The 15,734-nt window shown below is 38.0% G+C and carries 15 protein-coding genes; 12 read left to right on the forward strand and 3 right to left on the reverse strand.

Annotation, left to right across the window (positions count from 1 at the left end; translation table 11 throughout):
- The first annotated feature begins 13 nt into the window (after positions 1-13).
- The 7 genes from RMA94_RS11145 to RMA94_RS11175 all read left to right on the forward strand — a co-directional run bounded on the left by RMA94_RS11145 (position 14) and on the right by RMA94_RS11175 (position 8,023).
- On the forward strand, positions 14-277 hold the full coding sequence (locus tag RMA94_RS11145; RefSeq protein WP_004793184.1) for a PAAR domain-containing protein: 264 nt from the start codon (positions 14-16) through the stop codon (positions 275-277).
- 148 nt (positions 278-425) lie between these two features.
- On the forward strand, positions 426-3,107 hold the full coding sequence (tssH, locus tag RMA94_RS11150; protein ID WP_078224492.1) for a type VI secretion system ATPase TssH: 2,682 nt from the start codon (positions 426-428) through the stop codon (positions 3,105-3,107).
- A gap of 22 nt (positions 3,108-3,129) precedes the next feature.
- Positions 3,130-4,224 (forward strand): type VI secretion system protein TssA, encoded by a 1,095-nt coding sequence (gene tssA, locus RMA94_RS11155; protein WP_069140256.1) that lies wholly within the window; start codon positions 3,130-3,132, stop codon positions 4,222-4,224.
- A gap of 16 nt (positions 4,225-4,240) precedes the next feature.
- On the forward strand, positions 4,241-5,605 hold the full coding sequence (gene tssK, locus RMA94_RS11160; RefSeq protein ID WP_005076735.1) for a type VI secretion system baseplate subunit TssK: 1,365 nt from the start codon (positions 4,241-4,243) through the stop codon (positions 5,603-5,605).
- A gap of 17 nt (positions 5,606-5,622) precedes the next feature.
- The gene (icmH, locus tag RMA94_RS11165; RefSeq protein ID WP_002114531.1) at positions 5,623-6,429 is read left to right on the forward strand and encodes a type IVB secretion system protein IcmH/DotU; all 807 of its coding nucleotides are present in this window, start codon (positions 5,623-5,625) and stop codon (positions 6,427-6,429) included.
- Between the two features lie 12 nt (positions 6,430-6,441).
- Positions 6,442-7,062: a hypothetical protein gene (locus RMA94_RS11170; protein ID WP_033850359.1), complete on the forward strand. Its 621-nt coding sequence runs from the start codon at positions 6,442-6,444 to the stop codon at positions 7,060-7,062.
- A gap of 7 nt (positions 7,063-7,069) precedes the next feature.
- A complete protein-coding gene (locus tag RMA94_RS11175; RefSeq protein ID WP_311082916.1) occupies positions 7,070-8,023 on the forward strand; it encodes a M15 family metallopeptidase in 954 nt (317 codons plus the stop codon).
- Here the strand turns inward: RMA94_RS11175 and RMA94_RS11180 are convergent.
- The gene (locus tag RMA94_RS11180) at positions 8,020-8,877 is read right to left on the reverse strand and encodes a LysR family transcriptional regulator (protein WP_311082918.1); all 858 of its coding nucleotides are present in this window, start codon (positions 8,875-8,877) and stop codon (positions 8,020-8,022) included. The two genes, RMA94_RS11175 and RMA94_RS11180, sit on opposite strands and share 4 nt — an antisense overlap.
- A 147-nt stretch (positions 8,878-9,024) precedes the next feature.
- Here RMA94_RS11180 and RMA94_RS11185 point away from each other — a divergent pair, with 147 nt between their 5' ends.
- The 4 genes from RMA94_RS11185 to RMA94_RS11200 all read left to right on the forward strand — a co-directional run bounded on the left by RMA94_RS11185 (position 9,025) and on the right by RMA94_RS11200 (position 12,660).
- Complete coding sequence (locus RMA94_RS11185) at positions 9,025-9,693, forward strand: ankyrin repeat domain-containing protein (RefSeq protein WP_311082920.1); 669 nt, start codon at positions 9,025-9,027, stop codon at positions 9,691-9,693.
- Positions 9,694-9,709: 16 nt separating this feature from the next.
- Positions 9,710-10,192: a nucleoside deaminase gene (locus tag RMA94_RS11190; protein ID WP_161281987.1), complete on the forward strand. Its 483-nt coding sequence runs from the start codon at positions 9,710-9,712 to the stop codon at positions 10,190-10,192.
- Positions 10,192-11,373, forward strand: a complete 1,182-nt coding sequence (locus tag RMA94_RS11195; RefSeq protein ID WP_311082923.1) for a cyanate transporter — start codon at positions 10,192-10,194, stop codon at positions 11,371-11,373. Before RMA94_RS11190 ends, RMA94_RS11195 begins: the two co-directional genes overlap by 1 nt.
- 129 nt (positions 11,374-11,502) lie before the next feature.
- Positions 11,503-12,660, forward strand: a complete 1,158-nt coding sequence (locus RMA94_RS11200; protein ID WP_311082924.1) for a DNA glycosylase AlkZ-like family protein — start codon at positions 11,503-11,505, stop codon at positions 12,658-12,660.
- Between the two features lie 38 nt (positions 12,661-12,698).
- Here the strand turns inward: RMA94_RS11200 and RMA94_RS11205 are convergent, their stop codons facing one another.
- Positions 12,699-13,154 (reverse strand): GNAT family N-acetyltransferase, encoded by a 456-nt coding sequence (locus tag RMA94_RS11205; RefSeq protein ID WP_126645993.1) that lies wholly within the window; start codon positions 13,152-13,154, stop codon positions 12,699-12,701.
- 112 nt (positions 13,155-13,266) lie between these two features.
- Here RMA94_RS11205 and RMA94_RS11210 point away from each other — a divergent pair, with 112 nt between their 5' ends.
- Complete coding sequence (locus RMA94_RS11210) at positions 13,267-14,745, forward strand: PLP-dependent aminotransferase family protein (protein WP_311082927.1); 1,479 nt, start codon at positions 13,267-13,269, stop codon at positions 14,743-14,745.
- Between the two features lie 277 nt (positions 14,746-15,022).
- Here the strand turns inward: RMA94_RS11210 and RMA94_RS11215 are convergent, their stop codons facing one another.
- Entirely contained in the window at positions 15,023-15,682 is a 660-nt protein-coding gene (locus tag RMA94_RS11215) for an epoxyqueuosine reductase QueH (protein WP_198307629.1), read from the reverse strand.
- Between the last annotated feature and the right edge of the window lie 52 nt (positions 15,683-15,734).

Below are 15,734 nucleotides of genomic sequence, written 5' to 3' on the forward strand. Positions count from 1 at the left end.
TAAGGAGAAGAACATGGCTAGCCCTTACATTACGATTGGATGCCCAACAACTGGTGGAGGGCAAGTCATTTCAGGAAACAGTACATTTTTAATTGATGGAATTGCAATTGCCTGTGTAGGAGATAAGGCTACTTGTCCGTTACACAAAACGGTTTCTACGATTGTATCGGGAGACCCAAATATGCTTGTCATGGGAAAATCCGCAGCACGTGTAAATGATTCATTATCATGTGGCTGTAAATTATTGCCAAAACAGAGTTTAGTTAATCAAGGATAAGGGTAGAGATATTTTTATATAGATATAAATATCTACTAAAACATATTAACGCTTGAAATGATGAGTAGTTTGTCTGATAAAGCTGAATTTTGTTAATATACAGGCATTATGATTTTAAGCATTAAATTATTTAAAAATATTGAGAGTAATGATGAGTAATTTAAAAATTTTAATTACAAAACTTTCTACAGTTGCGCGAACTGCTTTAGAAAAATCGGCTAATGCTTGTGTTATTCAACAAAATTACGAAATTGAAATTGAGCATCTATTTTTAGAATTACTTAATCAATCTTTAGAGAATGATTTAAAAATTTTATTAAAGAAATACAAAATTTCATCTGAAGCTTTAGCTGATGATTTAAAAGAAACAATTTCTCAATTACCAAAGGGTAATACTCGAACTCCTATTTTTGCTAAATCTATTGTTCGTTTGTTTGAACAAGCTTGGTTATTAGCTTCGGCTGAACAAAATCCAGTTATTCGTAGTGGTCATTTATTAGTTGCTTTATTAACTGCGCCTGATTTATATCAAATTGCAACAAGAGCTTCGAGTTTATTTGATCTTTTACCAATTGACTCAATGAAACACAAGTTTCTTGAAATTTGTGAGAAGAGTGTTGAACAACAAGATGAAACAAAAACACCTCCTGATGAGGTGGAGTCAACAGAGGCGACTGTAGCAAATACCAAAGTAGCTAAAACACCTGCACTTGATCAATATACGATTAACCTCACTGAAAAAGCAAAAAAAGGTGGTATAGATCCAGTTATTGGACGTGAATATGAAATTCGCTTAATGCTCGATATTTTAATGCGTAGACGCCAAAACAATCCGATCTTAACCGGAGAGCCAGGTGTTGGTAAAACAGCTGTAGTGGAAGGTTTGGCTTTAAAAATTGCTCAAGGTTTAGTACCAAACGCCCTAAAAAATGTCCATTTACATGTGCTGGATATGGGACTTTTACAGGCGGGTGCAAGTGTTAAAGGCGAGTTTGAAAACCGTTTAAAACAGGTTATTCAAGAAGTTCAAGCTTCTACTCATCCTATTATTTTATTTATTGATGAAGCGCATACTTTAATTGGTGCAGGTGGACAAGCAGGGCAAAATGATGCTGCAAATCTTTTAAAACCAGCACTTGCACGGGGTGAGTTGCGCACAATTGCTGCGACTACTTGGGCAGAGTACAAGCAATATTTCGAAAAAGATGCTGCATTGAGCCGACGTTTTCAGGTTGTAAAAGTAGAAGAGCCGACCGAAGAAGTTGCGGTAGATATGTTGCGTGCGATGATTCCTGTCATGCAGCAGCATTTTAAATTGCAAATTGATGATGAGGCGATCGTTACAGCAGTTCATTCTTCACATCGATATATTAGTGGACGCCAACTTCCAGATAAAGCAATTAGTGTGCTTGATACGGCTGCAGCACGTGTTGCGTTGACCCAAAATGCTCAACCTGTAAAGCTTGATCAGTTAAAGGCCCAAGAGCATAACTTAAAGCTTGAGCAGCAAATTTTAGAAAATGAGCATCGTCAGATTCCAATTCATCATGAACGATTGGAAACTTTAAAAGCTAATTTAGAATCTTTACAAGAAGAGATCCAAGAAACCGAAGAGCAGTGGCAAAAAGAATTAGAACTTGTCCATAAAATTCAAGAGTTAGAAGCACAGAATCATGCTAATGAGTCTGAAGCTTTCGATCAGATTAATTTACTGCGTAAAGATCTTGCCGATATTCAAGGCCAGCAACCATTAGTATTTGAAAGAGTAAACTCTCAAATTATTAATGAAATTATTTCTGATTGGACAGGTATTCCTGTTGGAAAAATGGTCAATGATGAAATTAAACAGATATTAACGCTTGAGGATAAATTGGGCGAGCGTGTAATGGGGCAAGATTATGCACTCACACAATTAGTTCAAGGGATTAAAACTTCAAAAGCAAAACTTGAAGATCCTAATAAGCCACAAGGTGTATTTCTTCTGGTCGGACCAAGTGGTGTAGGTAAAACTGAAACTGCATTAACTTTGGCAAATGAGTTATATGGTGGTGAACAGCATTTAATCACAATTAACATGTCTGAATATCAAGAAGCTCATACTGTATCTTCGCTAAAAGGTGCACCTCCAGGATATGTCGGATATGGTCAAGGTGGGGTTTTAACAGAAGCGGTTCGCCGTAACCCATATAGTGTTGTGTTGCTTGATGAAATTGAAAAAGCTCATAGCGATGTTCAGGAACTGTTCTATCAAGTATTCGATAAAGGTACTTTAGAAGATGGTGAAGGTCGAGTAATTGACTTTAAAAACACGACTATTTTGTTAACTTCAAATGCTGGTTCAAGTGCCATTATGCAGGCTTGCTTAAATAGACCTGTAGAAGAATGGCCTACAGCTGAAGAGTTGATCGAGCACTTAAAACCAAGTTTATATAAACAATTCAAGCCTGCATTTTTAGGCCGAATGAGAGTTGTTCCTTATTTCCCACTGCATGATGATCTACTTGTACGAATTATTAAACATAAGCTAGGCAAAATCACAGCAAGAATTGAGAAACAATACGGAACACAAGTCCAGTATTCTGATGATTTGGTAGAGCTGCTCTTAAGCCGTTGTACAGAAGTCGATAGTGGTGCGCGTAACGTTGATAATATTTTAAATTCTACAGTGTTACCTGCATTAGCTACAGAAATTTTGGTGGCTTTAGCAGAGCAAAAACTACCAAAAGTTATCATGATTGATGCTAAAGATGACGAAATTCAATATGTACTAGACCCAGTTGTAAAAGCTGCTAAAAAAAGGACTAGTAAAAAATTGAAGTCAGAAGTTTAAAATTGAATAGAGCTAAAATTAGATGAATATTGATATTTCTGAACTACTCGAACCCATTAGTGATAGTTTGCCTTGTGGTGATGACTTTTCGTTTTCTAATGAATTTCATGAAATTAAAAAAGCGAAGACACAAGATGATCTATTACTAGATCAAGGTGATTGGGTTGCTGAGCGCAAACAAGCCGATTGGGACTTTGTAGCAAAGAACACGAGTGTTTTGCTAAAAGATAAAACGAAAGATATTCGTCTATTAACTTGGCTCTTAGAGGCTTGGACTCATCTTTATGGTTTTGAAGGTATGGCTAAAGGTTTAACTTTAAGCCATACCATGCTGAATCAATACTGGCAGGAAATTCACCCTGTTATTGAAGATGATGACTTAGATCAACGCATTGGTTTATTACAGGGTTTAATTAATCAACTTCCGATGTTGTTAAAGAAAGTTTCTTTAACCAATACAGCCCCTTATTATAATTTGCTTGATTACGATAATTTTCTATATCACGAAAATGTTCGCCGTAAACAAACTGAAGAGTATGACAGCCAGTCGGGACCATCTGAACTAGAACAATTCGACCAAGCCATTTTTAATACTTCTAAAACTTTTCAATACTCTAATTATCAAGATTTTAGCTCAGTCTTAACCGAGTGGGATGTTTTAAAACAGACTCTTGATCATTTAATGGGATTAGATTCGCCGAGTTTTGCTGCTATTGATTCGGCATTTGAGACTATTCACAGCACATTACGTAAGATTTATAAAGCAGAAGCTTTTGGTACAGGGCTTGCGCCAATCCAAGAACAAGCTACTGTTATCACGAGTTCATCTATGGAAAATCAAGTGCCTGTACAAGTTGTTTCAGATCAGCCAACTTTTCAGCCTCAAGCACAAACGCACTTGGCTAACCGTGAGCAAGCAATGAAAGTATTGCAAGAAATCGCAGATTACTTCCAAGCAAATGAACCTCATAGCCCTGTGAGCTATATGCTTCAAAAAACGATTAAATGGAGTCAAATGCCATTACATGAATGGTTGGCGCAAGTCATCAAAGATGAGCATCCATTACAAATGGTTCAGGAAATGTTAGGTGTGCAGCCTAAAAATGAATATGAATAAAGATTGGTAAAGACATATGTTTAAAGCTGAAAAAGTCCTGTGGGGCGAAGGTTTATTTTTAAGACCTCAACATTTCCAAATTCAAGATACGTATCATGAACAACGCCTAAATCATACGGTTCGCGCAGTTGTGCCTTTTTCGTATGGCATTCAAAAGTTAAGTTTCGATGAAGCTCAGTTGAGTACGCATATTCTTGCTCTTGAGTCTGTAGAGATGATCTGGCAAGACGGTGAAATTTATCAGGCACCCGCATATGATCTATTGCCTGAACCAATTTTATTAGACGATCTTAATTTACGTGGTGAGATGCTAATCTATTTAGCATTGCCACTTTTACAAGCAAATAAGCAAAATCTAATTGATCAAAACCAAGCGCAAAAGGGTAGATATCAATCTCACCTTGTTGAAACGCATGATCTATTTACTAATGCTACTGAAGCAGATATTAGTTTACTACGCCGCCGTGCTGTTTTTAAATTATTAGATGTACATAGTAATCCAGACCACAATCTAGATGGTTTCTTATATCTGCCGATTGGAAAGATTAAGCGTCAAAGCTCTGGCGCTTTTGAAATTGATCGAAAGTTTATTCCGCCAATTTTGCACGTGGATGCCTCAGAATCACTCATTTCAAACTTAAAAAGAACACTGAATGTGATTAAGGCAAAAATTAAGACGATTCAAACCAATAACCGAGAAAATGAACAGAAGTTAATTGAATTCCGTTCAGGTGATATCGTTTCATTCTGGTTAGTAAATGCTTTAAACACAGCTCATGCTGGCTTGAATCATTTTGTGCAATATCCACAAATCCATCCAGAACGTTTGTTCTTCGAATTGTTACGTTTGGCAGGTTCTTTATTAACCTTCTCGACGGCGTATGATGTTGATCAGTTGCCTGCCTATAAACACCATAATTTACAAGAAAGTTTTTCGCAGTTAGACACGATTCTACGTGATTTACTCGATACGATTATTTCAAGTCGTTACATCAGTATTGCACTTAAAGAAATCCGCCCTTCATATTGGGTGGGAAGTCTTGAGACCGATAAGATTACTCGAGATACTCGACTTTATATTGCAGTATCAAGTAGTGCAATGCAGACACATGAGTTGATCCAGATTGTACCTTTACGATTCAAGATTGGTAGCACTTTAGATGTAGAGCAACGTGTAGTTGCTGCATTACCTGCAATTCCATTGCATCACTTGATTCAGGTTCCAACCGCGATCCCTGTACGTTCTGGTGTGAGCTATTTTGAAGTTGAACCACATCATGAATTATACCAGCGCATGTTAGATTCAGAGACGATTTGTATTTATGTTCCAGCTGGATTCCAAGATATCAGTATTGAACTGATTGCGGTTATGAACGCTTAAGGGTAAAGGAGAGAAAAATGTCACAATCCACAGGTGCTCCTTCTTTATTTGACGATGGGCAAATTGGAACGGGTGGGAATAATAATAGCCAGTCTCAAGCAAAACTACAGGCAATCAATCTTATTGATTTATTGCATGATGGCTTTTATTTGGTTTTTTTGATTCGAAATCAGTATGTGCCGGCAGACGCTCAGCAGTTTCGTGAAAAAATCTTAAATTTACTCAATCAATTTGAGCAGCAAGCTAAAAAGTTGCAATTTTCAGCTGATGATATTCATGATGCTAAATATGCATTTTGTGCTTTGATTGATGAAACTATCGTAACGCAACAAGACCCAAGCTATTTTAATTTACAAAATGCTTGGTTAATTAGCCCATTGCAATTGAGCTTGTTTGGTTCTCAGTTAGCTGGGTATCGTTTCTTTGAAATTTTGGAGCAACTGCGAAGTCGTGGAAAAGAACGTCTAGCTGCGTTAGAAGTATTTCATTACTGCCTTTTGCTCGGTTTTCAGGGTAAGTACCGAATTGAATCTATTGAAAGTCTCAACCACCTAGTATCAAGAGTGGGTGATGAAATTGACTATTTAAAAGGGAAAAAAGTTGCGTTTTCGCCGTTCTCGGCAATTCCCGATCAAATACGAAATATTATTCATCGCGAAGTACCTTTCTTTTGGATTTTGATCTTTTTATTGATTTTTGCATTACTTACCTTTGCGGGGTTAAGATTTATGCTGAACAATCAAAATGATAAAGCATTATCTAATTATCAAAATGTGATTTCTGCTCCTCAAGAGCAAGCACATATTACAATTTATTTACCTTGATGATGGAACGAAATGGCTCAGGAAAAACCAACTTCTATTCGAGTTTTACAATCGAATAAAAAAAAGCCGAAATCACCAGTACTTTATATTGTGATTGGTGTGATTGCAGGGGTGTTTGTCAGCATCTCGCTATTCCTGTTCTTGTCTCAACCGAATTCGCCAGAATCAGCAGCAATTGAGAGTAAATCAACAGAAGAGCAAATTTTAAATCAAGATGCTGTACATTCTTCAGATGAACAAAATCAGGTTGTTGTAAGTCAAGATAATGAGACGGACTCAATGAGCCGTGATGGCTTTGAACAGCCAAAAGATAATGAGTTAAGCAATATTTTTAAACCTGCTCCACATAAAGCTGTTGCTACGAATGAACAACGAGTTTCGCCGTTTGATGAGCAGCTAACAGGTGAAAAGAAAGTTCAGGTTGTGCCTCAGCTACAGACGGGTGCAGCTAAAGCGGCTCAGCCCAAAATACAGCCAACTCAGCAAAAACCTGTGAGTAAGCCGCAGCAACAAGTGGTGCAGGCTAAACCCGTAGTTGAGAGTAAAGCTCCAGCCGAACCAGAACCTGAGGTTGAGCCACCTAAGGCATCGGTAGATATTAAAATTACACGAAGTCCTTTTGCCGTGAATTAATGAACTGATGATGATCTTTCTCATTTTCTTTTGCTTTACATGTTTGGCAATTGGTTTAGCGTTTTTAATGTCTTATGAACTCAGGAGCAGAAGCAAAGATTTTGTATTGTCATTACTGCCCCAAGGGCGTAAACAGCTTAATCAGGTTAAACAATTTGCTCAAACCATGAATCAGGCAGCTGCTCCTGAAAAGCTACAATCCCATTGGCATTTACAACAGTGGTGGATTGTCATTGCAGGCTTTTTCTTGTTTGCTAGTATTCTAGTGTTTGCTTTCACTCGGCCTATTAGCTCAACGCGAATTGAAGCTGAATATCTCAAAAAAACAGATCCTCAAATCTATGCACTTTTGAATGGTGAAATATTATCGCCACCGCCAGAAGTGGATGAAAGCCTAATTGAAGCTGCGATTGTAGAGGCCACACAATTAGAGCAACAATATTCCTCTCAAAATAGTGGCGCTATTAATTCTTCACCTATTGATAATGCGAGTTTCGATGGGCGAGCTATTTTAGATACCAGTCTAGTAGATCGTAAATGGAGCAAAATGAACCCACGTTATAAGCAGCGTTTACTCATGGTGTTTAAAATCATGAAAGAACAATATGGTTATGAGTTGGTTTTATTAGAAGGTTATCGTAGTCCTACTCGTCAGAATATGCTGGCTGGTAATCCGAATACAACAAGAGCAAAAGGTTATCAGAGTTACCACCAATTTGGTTTGGCGGCAGATGTAGCCTTTAAACGAAATGGAAAAGTAGTTATTTCTGAAAGAGACCCGTGGGCTATGCAAGGTTATCGCTTATATGGACAAGTTGCTGAATCGGTTGGTCTCACGTGGGGCGGACGTTGGAAATCTATTCAAGATTATGGACATACTGAATTCCGTATGCCGGGCTTAAGAAAAACACAGGAAATGGCTGAAAAACTGATTGCTGAAAGTTTGAATGATATAAGTTAAACACTTATTGATGATTGAAAACGTTCTTGTAAAACAGTTGTCATCTTGTCTACAAGCTGGGAAATTATCCCAGCTTTTTCCCATGTATAAATTGAAACGACCATAGGGGGAACGGCCCCTAATGCATCATATCGACATACTCGGCGTCCATGGGTGGTAGCCACAGGCAATAAAGATAATCCTAAGCCGGTTTCAACACTGACTAACACGCTTTCTAGGCTACTACCCGTAAAGGCAATATACCAACGTCGCCGTTCACGCTCTAAGGTTGCGAACATCTCATCCCGATAAAGTCCGCCTTGAGGAAAGGTCACTAAACTCATGGGATCAGACCATGTAGTTGTTGAATTCTCACTTTCAAACCATGCCATTTCTTCTGGGAATGTAGCGTGGTGATCAGCACTGGCCGCAGGTTCTTTGACAATAATAATATCGAATTCACCGTTCCGATAACGTTCTGTTAAGTTGCGACTCAAGCCAGAGGTTACGTCTAAACGAACGGAACGATGCTTTTTGGCAAATATACCAAAAACTTCAGCCATTGCTGGACTCATCATATCTTCTGGTAAACCAATACGGATAGAAATACTTCCTGCCGGATCTTTAAGTAGTGCCTCAGCTTCTTGTTGAAGGGTCAAAATCCTTTGCGCATAACCAATCAGATATTCTCCAGACACCGTCAATTTGAAAGGTCTTGCTGTCCGATCTATAAGGGCATGACCGACAGATTCTTCAAGTCGTGCTAACTGCTGACTAACTGTTGATTGAGTCAGGTGTAATCGTTCGGCAGCTGCGGTAAAACCGCCAGTTTCAAAAATAGTGACGAAAGCACGTAAAAGGCGAGGATCAAACATATTAGGTACCGCCACACTAAAAAGCCAATAAGATAAGTATTTATAATCTTAATACTATCGATTAAATAATTTAATTTCCAAATACTTTTGGTGATCTTTATTCTATTTATAAAATGTTTAGCCAAAAATTTCTATTGGGAGGCCACCATGCGTAAGTCACTAATATGGATGAATCTGATTGTCGCATTAGGGGCTTCGGGTTTTACAAATATGACGAATGCAATGGGTGAGTATCCTTTACATCAGGCAGTGATAAATAATGACACACAATCTATCAAACGGATTTTATCTCAAAAAGCTTTAATTGATGAGCGAGATGAAACTGGTTCGACTGCTTTGATGGTCGCTACAAGAGCAAATAATGTACATGCTGCTCATATGCTGATAGAGGCTGGTGCCGATGTAAATGCAAAAGACAATATTCAAGACAGTCCATATTTATATGCTGGTGCACAGGGATATTTAAAAATTCTAAGAATGACACTCATGCATGGTGCCGATTTAAAAAGTATTAACCGTTACGGTGGGACTGCGCTCATTCCTGCAGCGGAACGAGGCCATGTTGAAACAGTTCGTACATTAATTGCGGCCGGTGTAGATGTTAATCATGTGAATAATTTGGGATGGACGGCATTACTTGAGGCTATCATTTTGGGTGATGGAGAACCCAAATATCAACACATTGTAGAGCTTTTATTAAAGGCAGGTGCTGATCCGAACTTGGCTGATAAAAACGGCATAACTCCCTTACACCATGCGCGGTCACGAGGATACCGCGAAATTGAAAAAAGACTTCTTGCAGCTGGTGCAAAATAGAAAGTGAGAGTATGTGATGGAAAAAGGTGAACAGTTTTTACGTAAGGCGATTGAGCTTGCCTATAACAATATTGAAAAAGGTGGCAGGCCATTTGGTGCTGTGGTTGTAAAGGATGGAGAAATTATTGCTTCAGGCGTTAATCAGATTCTGGTAACGAATGATCCAACCGCACATGCTGAATTACTGGCGATTCGTGCAGCCAGTCAAGTTTTAGGATCTGCCAACCTAGAAGGCTGTTCTGTGTATGCAAGTGGACATCCATGCCCAATGTGTATGGCTGCAATGCGTTTAACTGGTATAAAGTCGGTGAGCTATGCTTATTCTAATGAAGATGGAACACCATTTGGTTTGTCTACAGCTGAAATATATATTGAGCTTGCCAAGCCCTTTGCTGAGCAATCAATGAAAATTCAATATATACCGATCAGAGTTGAAAACCGCACTGATCTTTATGTGCATTGGAAGAATTATCAAGCCAATCATTCAGGCTCAAAATAATGAAGCAGTCTGGAGCTTTTTTGACTCAGCCGATGCTCATTGTAACTGTGGCTTTAGTTGGCCTTAATTTAAGACCATTTATAACAAGTATTGGACCATTGATTGCCAATATTCGAACAGCTACTGGTTTAAGCTTACAAGGGATAGCACTACTTACTTTGCTACCGATGATGCTTATGGGGATTGTTGCATTTGTTGGCCCAATATTGCAGAACCTGATCGGTGAACGAAGCGCTATTCTTGGTGCATTGCTGGCCATTTGTGGAGGATGTGCTATCCGATTTTTATTGCCTACATCCGAAGGATTAATTCTTAGTGCAATAGTAATTGGATTCGGAGTTGCGATGATACAAGCGGCTTTTCCCGGCATGATTAAACGAGAATTTAGCCAATTCATTGGGCCGATGATGGGGCTTTATTCGGCTATGCTCATGGGAGGAGGTGCACTAGGTGCATGGTTAGCTCCCATAATTTCAAATATAACGGGTGTCTGGTCGATTGGCCTAGCTTTTTTTACCATTCCAGCTTTATTTGCATTTATATTGGCGCTTGTCTTTTTACCTATAAAAGTTAGTTCATCCATTCATCATGCGCCTGTACGCAAGTTGTTAAATCAACCTCGAACATGGTTATTAATGATGTGCTTTGGACTTGTAAATGGTGGCTACTCGTCAGTGGTAGCGTGGTTGGCACCTTCTTTTCAAGATCAGGGTTGGAGTGCAGCACAAAGTGGAAAATTACTCGCTTTGCTGGCCTTGAGCCAAGCAGCTTCAGCGCTCATTTTGCCTGTTTTAGCTAGGAAATATAAAGATCGACGTCCATGGTTATGGTTTACGTTAGCAATGCAGCTAGTCGGTTTCTCTGGAATGGCTTTTATCCCTGATTTTGCCTCTATGCTTTGGGCAATTTGTTTGGGCGTGGGTTTGGGTGGATGTTTTGCGTTAATGCTTATCGTTGCATTAGACCATTTTGATGATCCGATTCATGCAGGGGCTTTATCTGCATTGATGCAGGGTGGTGGTTTTTTACTGGCAGCAATCCCGCCGTGGATTATTGCGATATTGCATGATCTTACAGGAGCTTACAAAGCAGGCTGGGTTTTTCATTTAGTGAGTGTGATATTAGTCGTTATTTTAGTAATTAGATTGAATCCCAAAAATTATTTTAAAGTAAGTCTGTAAAACGTTGAATTAACCAAGATTCTTTTTTAAGAATTGCTGCTTCTATAATCACAAGCAAATGAGGAAATAGTGATACGATAGAACTGAAATTTTTCCGCTTCTAAATGAATACAACAATATTTGATTTCTATGACTTCTTCTTTGAAACAGCTCACTTTATTTAATCAAGGCTTAGCAAAAACCAGTCGATTTGCAAAAGGCTTGGAAGGCACTTTACAGGCGATTGAGCATTTAGGATATGTGCAGATTGATACCATATCGGTTGTAGAGCGAGCTCATCACCATATATTGTGGAGCCGAGTGCCTGATTATGAGCTAAGTCATCTCAATAGTTTGGTACGTGAGCGGCAGATTTTTGAATATTGGTATCATGCAGCGTCTTATCTTCCTATGAAAGATTATCGCTATGCACTCCCTGCCATGATGTCTGTGAGGAAAGGCGAAAGCCGTTATTTTAATAGAGGTGATCAACACCTTATGAATGAAATTTTGGCACGTGTTCGTGCTGAAGGAAAAATTCGTCTACGTGATATTGATAAAAATAATAAAAAGAGTTTGGGAAACTGGTGGAATACCGGACCAGGCCGCCGTGCTTTTGAGCAGTTATATATGCAGGGTGACCTGATGATCTGTGAGCGTAACGGAATGGAAAAGGTCTTTGATTTGACCGAGCGCTGCTTGCCTGAAAATATTGATTTAAGTATGCCTACGCTTTATGAATATGCGCAGTATTTGTTTAATAATACGCTTCGAGCGCATGGTGCATTTACATGGAAACAATTAGTTCATCTAAAGAAAAATGATTTAAAAGAAACTATGCGCATCGTTCTGAAAGAGCAGATTGACGCAGGTGTAGTATCTGCAATTAAGCTTAAGAATGGTCAAACTTTATATGTTGATGTTGCTGCAATGGAACAAAAGGTTAGTACTGATTTCGGTTTAAAAATACTTTCACCTTTTGATAATTCTCTTATTCATCGTGACCGTTTAGCTTCTTTATTTGAATTTAATTATAGGATTGAATGCTATGTACCAGCAGCCAAACGTGTATATGGTTATTTTTGTTTGCCGATCCTATATCAAGATGAGTTAGTAGGCCGAGTAGATTGTAAAGCACATCGTCCTATCAAAGAGTTAGAAGTGATTAGCCTGCATCTAGAAAAAACAGTAAAAAATAAGGAGCTCTTCTTCTTCGAACTGGAACAAGAGCTCAAGCATTTTGCAGCGTTTAATCAATGCTCAACTATTAATGACGAAGTGATTCAGCGTATTTGTACTAAAATTTAGACACCAAAAGAATTAAAGCTTTTGGTGTTTTCACTTTTTTAGTTCAAAGGCATACGATATTCAATAATTCCTGGTTTTTGTGCAATCCAGTCATAAAGCTTTTGGGCTGTTAGATTAGTTTCTTGAGTATGCCAATATAAACGGTCACAGTTGTGTTCGATAGCTTGCTTCTGCACATATTCAATGAGTTGCTTACCAATATGTTGTCCACGAACTTCAGATGAAACATAGAGGTCTTCTAGATAACAGTAATTATTTTCTGCCCATGTTGAACGGTGAATGACATAGTGCACAATTCCTAAAACCTGCTCACCTTGTTTGGCAACGGCACAGTACATAGGTTCATTTTCATCGAAGAAACGTTCCCATGTTACTTTTGTGACATGAAGGGGTAAATTCACCTGATAAAAATTTTGGTAAGCAAGCCAATATTTTTCCCATTGTGAATAATCTTGCTGCTGAACAGGAACGATTTGAAGACCTTGATTTTGCATAATAATTACACTCTGTTTTAAAGTAATAAAAAATCGATAACTAGAGTGTAGTTTTGATAGTGGTATTTTTATAAGATACACTTTTGATATTTTTCACAGTACCAGTTTTGATATGGCAGCTCCGATTTCTGCATCTTTTCCACATTTAATTTTGCCAAAAGGCCAGATTAAAGATGGACTATATACGGCTTTGCGTGATGTCATTTTAGATGGAAGGCTAACTGCCGGAACAAAATTACCCTCAAGTCGTGCTTTGGCAGAGATGATGTCAATTTCAAGAAATTCTGTATTGGCGGCTCTTGAACGATTACTGGATGAGGGATATTTATTTACCAAACCAAGTTCGGGTACGTATGTTGCTGAGGTTGTGCCAGATCAGTTAATACATGTTCAAAAAAATTCAAAAGAAACGTCTAAAAATACTCATCGTTCCTTAAATATTAATCCGAATATTGAAGCTTTATTGGATTCATGGCGAAAGCAGTCATGGTTAAGTAAAAGGAAAAAAATGTTTCATGTAGGGGTAGGCTGTATTGATTTATTTCCTCATCAACTTTGGGGCAAGTTATTAACACAAGCTTGGCGGCAATCATATTATCAGCTTGGTCAATTTTACGACCCACGTGGCTATCTACCTTTGCGTCAGGCAATTTCTGAATATGTTCGCTCCACTCGAGGGCTGAACTGCAACGAAGAGCAAATTATTATCGTAAACGGAACGCAGCAAGCTATTCATTTAACGGCCTATGCCTTACTTCAAGAAAATGATGAAGTGTGTTTGGATGAGCCAGGATATGATGCAGCTTTTAAGATTTTTCGAAGTTTTGGTGCTCAGATAAATTTGATTGAGAGTGATGAGGAGGGAATGCAAGTCTCTGACATTATTGATCATTACTTCAAAAGCAAACTGGTCTATACAGCACCTTCACATCAGTTTCCTTTAGGGGGAACTTTAAGTTTAGCTCGCCGTTTTGCTTTATTAGATTGGGCATCTCAACAAGAAAAATGGATTTTTGAAGATGATTATAATAGTGAGTTTCGCTATGGCACACATCCCATTCAAGCTCTACAAGGTTTAGATCAGCAGCAAAGAGTCATTTACTCTGGTACTTTTACCAAAATGATGTTTCCAGAGTTTCGTTTAGGGTTCATGGTTGTGCCTGAAGCATTGATCGAAACGTTTAGTGCAGCTAAATACTATACCGATGTTCGAAGTTCTTATTTAGAGCAAGTGGCTTTGTCTCAATTTATACAAAAAGGTCACTATGCTCGGCATGTACGTAAAGTTCGAAAAGCTTGCTATGAGCGCCAACAAGCATTGATTAAAGCTATTGATGAGCATCTTTCAGATGTGCTTAGTGTTCAACCTACAGATTCAGGTATTCATGCAATGTGCTGGTTAAAAGGTGAGTGGACAGAGCAAGAATTCATTGATCAGTGTTCAGCTCTAAACTTGGCTGTTCAGCCATTATCAAGATATTGTCAGATGCCAAACAAAAAGGCCGCGGTACTTTTTGGCTATGCAGCCCACACACCTAATGAAATTATTGAAAACATTCAAAAAATTGCACAGTATTTACAAGAAAAATAATAGCTTAAGTTTTGTTATTTAGATAAATTTAATCATTCTTTAAATGCTTAAATACGAATTTCTATGATGATCAATTGGTTATATGAAAATAGAGATATTATTAAAATTTTTAAAAATTAATTTTAATTAATATTATTTTAAGCTAGCACAATTAATCTAACTACATCAAAGCTTATTTAGTACACCTTTTGGCCACATTCTCCAGATGTGGCCGTTTTTTTATCAAAAATAAATATAGTTCCGAATAACTTAATTAATTCTTAAAGAGACATAAAAATTAATCTTCTTCCATGGCATTACTATAAAACTTAACACCCAGTTTAATACGATCACGCCCATTACCCATGCGCCAGCGATTAGTATCTCTTAAAGAATATACACAGCCACAATATTCTTGTTGATAAAACTCTTCTCGTTTACTGATTTCAATCATACGGCTTGAGCCACCGTTTTTACGCCAGTTGTAATCCCAGTATTGAATTTCAGGATAGTGCGCAGCAGCACGAATTCCGCAGTCATTGATTTGCGCCATATTTTTCCAGCGAGAAATTCCGAGTGAACTACTGATGAGACTAAAGCCGTGTTCATATGCGTAAAGGGCAGTTCGTTCAAATCGCATATCGAAACACATGGTGCAACGAATACCACGTTCGGGTTCATCTTCCATACCTTTTGCTCGAGCAAACCAATTGTCAGTGTCATAGTCTGCATCAATAAACGGAATATTATGCTTTTCTGCAAAACGAATATTTTCTTCCTTACGGATGAGATATTCTTTTACAGGATGAATATTAGGATTATAAAAAAATATTGAAAATTTAATTTCTGATTCGATCAATGCTTCCATAACTTCTCCTGAACAAGGAGCGCAACAAGAGTGAAGTAATAATTGATCATGTCCAGATGGGAGTTCTAATTTTAAACGTTGAGTTGACATAATAAAAAAATTAAATTGTAATGCAATTCATTATATATTTATTTTTCATATA

This window comes from Acinetobacter sp. V115_6 (assembly GCF_031799025.1).
Lineage (GTDB): Bacteria > Pseudomonadota > Gammaproteobacteria > Pseudomonadales > Moraxellaceae > Acinetobacter > Acinetobacter pittii.

Bases quoted from the DNA above. Each gene is read 5' to 3' on its own strand.
- RMA94_RS11145 (WP_004793184.1), top strand. From the start codon at position 14: ATGGCTAGCCCTTACATTACGATTGGATGCCCAACAACTGGTGGAGGG.
- tssH (WP_078224492.1), top strand. From the start codon at position 426: ATGATGAGTAATTTAAAAATTTTAATTACAAAACTTTCTACAGTTGCG.
- tssA (WP_069140256.1), top strand. From the start codon at position 3,130: ATGAATATTGATATTTCTGAACTACTCGAACCCATTAGTGATAGTTTG.
- tssK (WP_005076735.1), top strand. From the start codon at position 4,241: ATGTTTAAAGCTGAAAAAGTCCTGTGGGGCGAAGGTTTATTTTTAAGA.
- icmH (WP_002114531.1), top strand. From the start codon at position 5,623: ATGTCACAATCCACAGGTGCTCCTTCTTTATTTGACGATGGGCAAATT.
- RMA94_RS11170 (WP_033850359.1), top strand. From the start codon at position 6,442: ATGGCTCAGGAAAAACCAACTTCTATTCGAGTTTTACAATCGAATAAA.
- RMA94_RS11175 (WP_311082916.1), top strand. From the start codon at position 7,070: ATGATGATCTTTCTCATTTTCTTTTGCTTTACATGTTTGGCAATTGGT.
- RMA94_RS11180 (WP_311082918.1), bottom strand. From the start codon at position 8,877: ATGTTTGATCCTCGCCTTTTACGTGCTTTCGTCACTATTTTTGAAACT.
- RMA94_RS11185 (WP_311082920.1), top strand. From the start codon at position 9,025: ATGCGTAAGTCACTAATATGGATGAATCTGATTGTCGCATTAGGGGCT.
- RMA94_RS11190 (WP_161281987.1), top strand. From the start codon at position 9,710: ATGGAAAAAGGTGAACAGTTTTTACGTAAGGCGATTGAGCTTGCCTAT.
- RMA94_RS11195 (WP_311082923.1), top strand. From the start codon at position 10,192: ATGAAGCAGTCTGGAGCTTTTTTGACTCAGCCGATGCTCATTGTAACT.
- RMA94_RS11200 (WP_311082924.1), top strand. From the start codon at position 11,503: ATGACTTCTTCTTTGAAACAGCTCACTTTATTTAATCAAGGCTTAGCA.
- RMA94_RS11205 (WP_126645993.1), bottom strand. From the start codon at position 13,154: ATGCAAAATCAAGGTCTTCAAATCGTTCCTGTTCAGCAGCAAGATTAT.
- RMA94_RS11210 (WP_311082927.1), top strand. From the start codon at position 13,267: ATGGCAGCTCCGATTTCTGCATCTTTTCCACATTTAATTTTGCCAAAA.
- RMA94_RS11215 (WP_198307629.1), bottom strand. From the start codon at position 15,682: ATGTCAACTCAACGTTTAAAATTAGAACTCCCATCTGGACATGATCAA.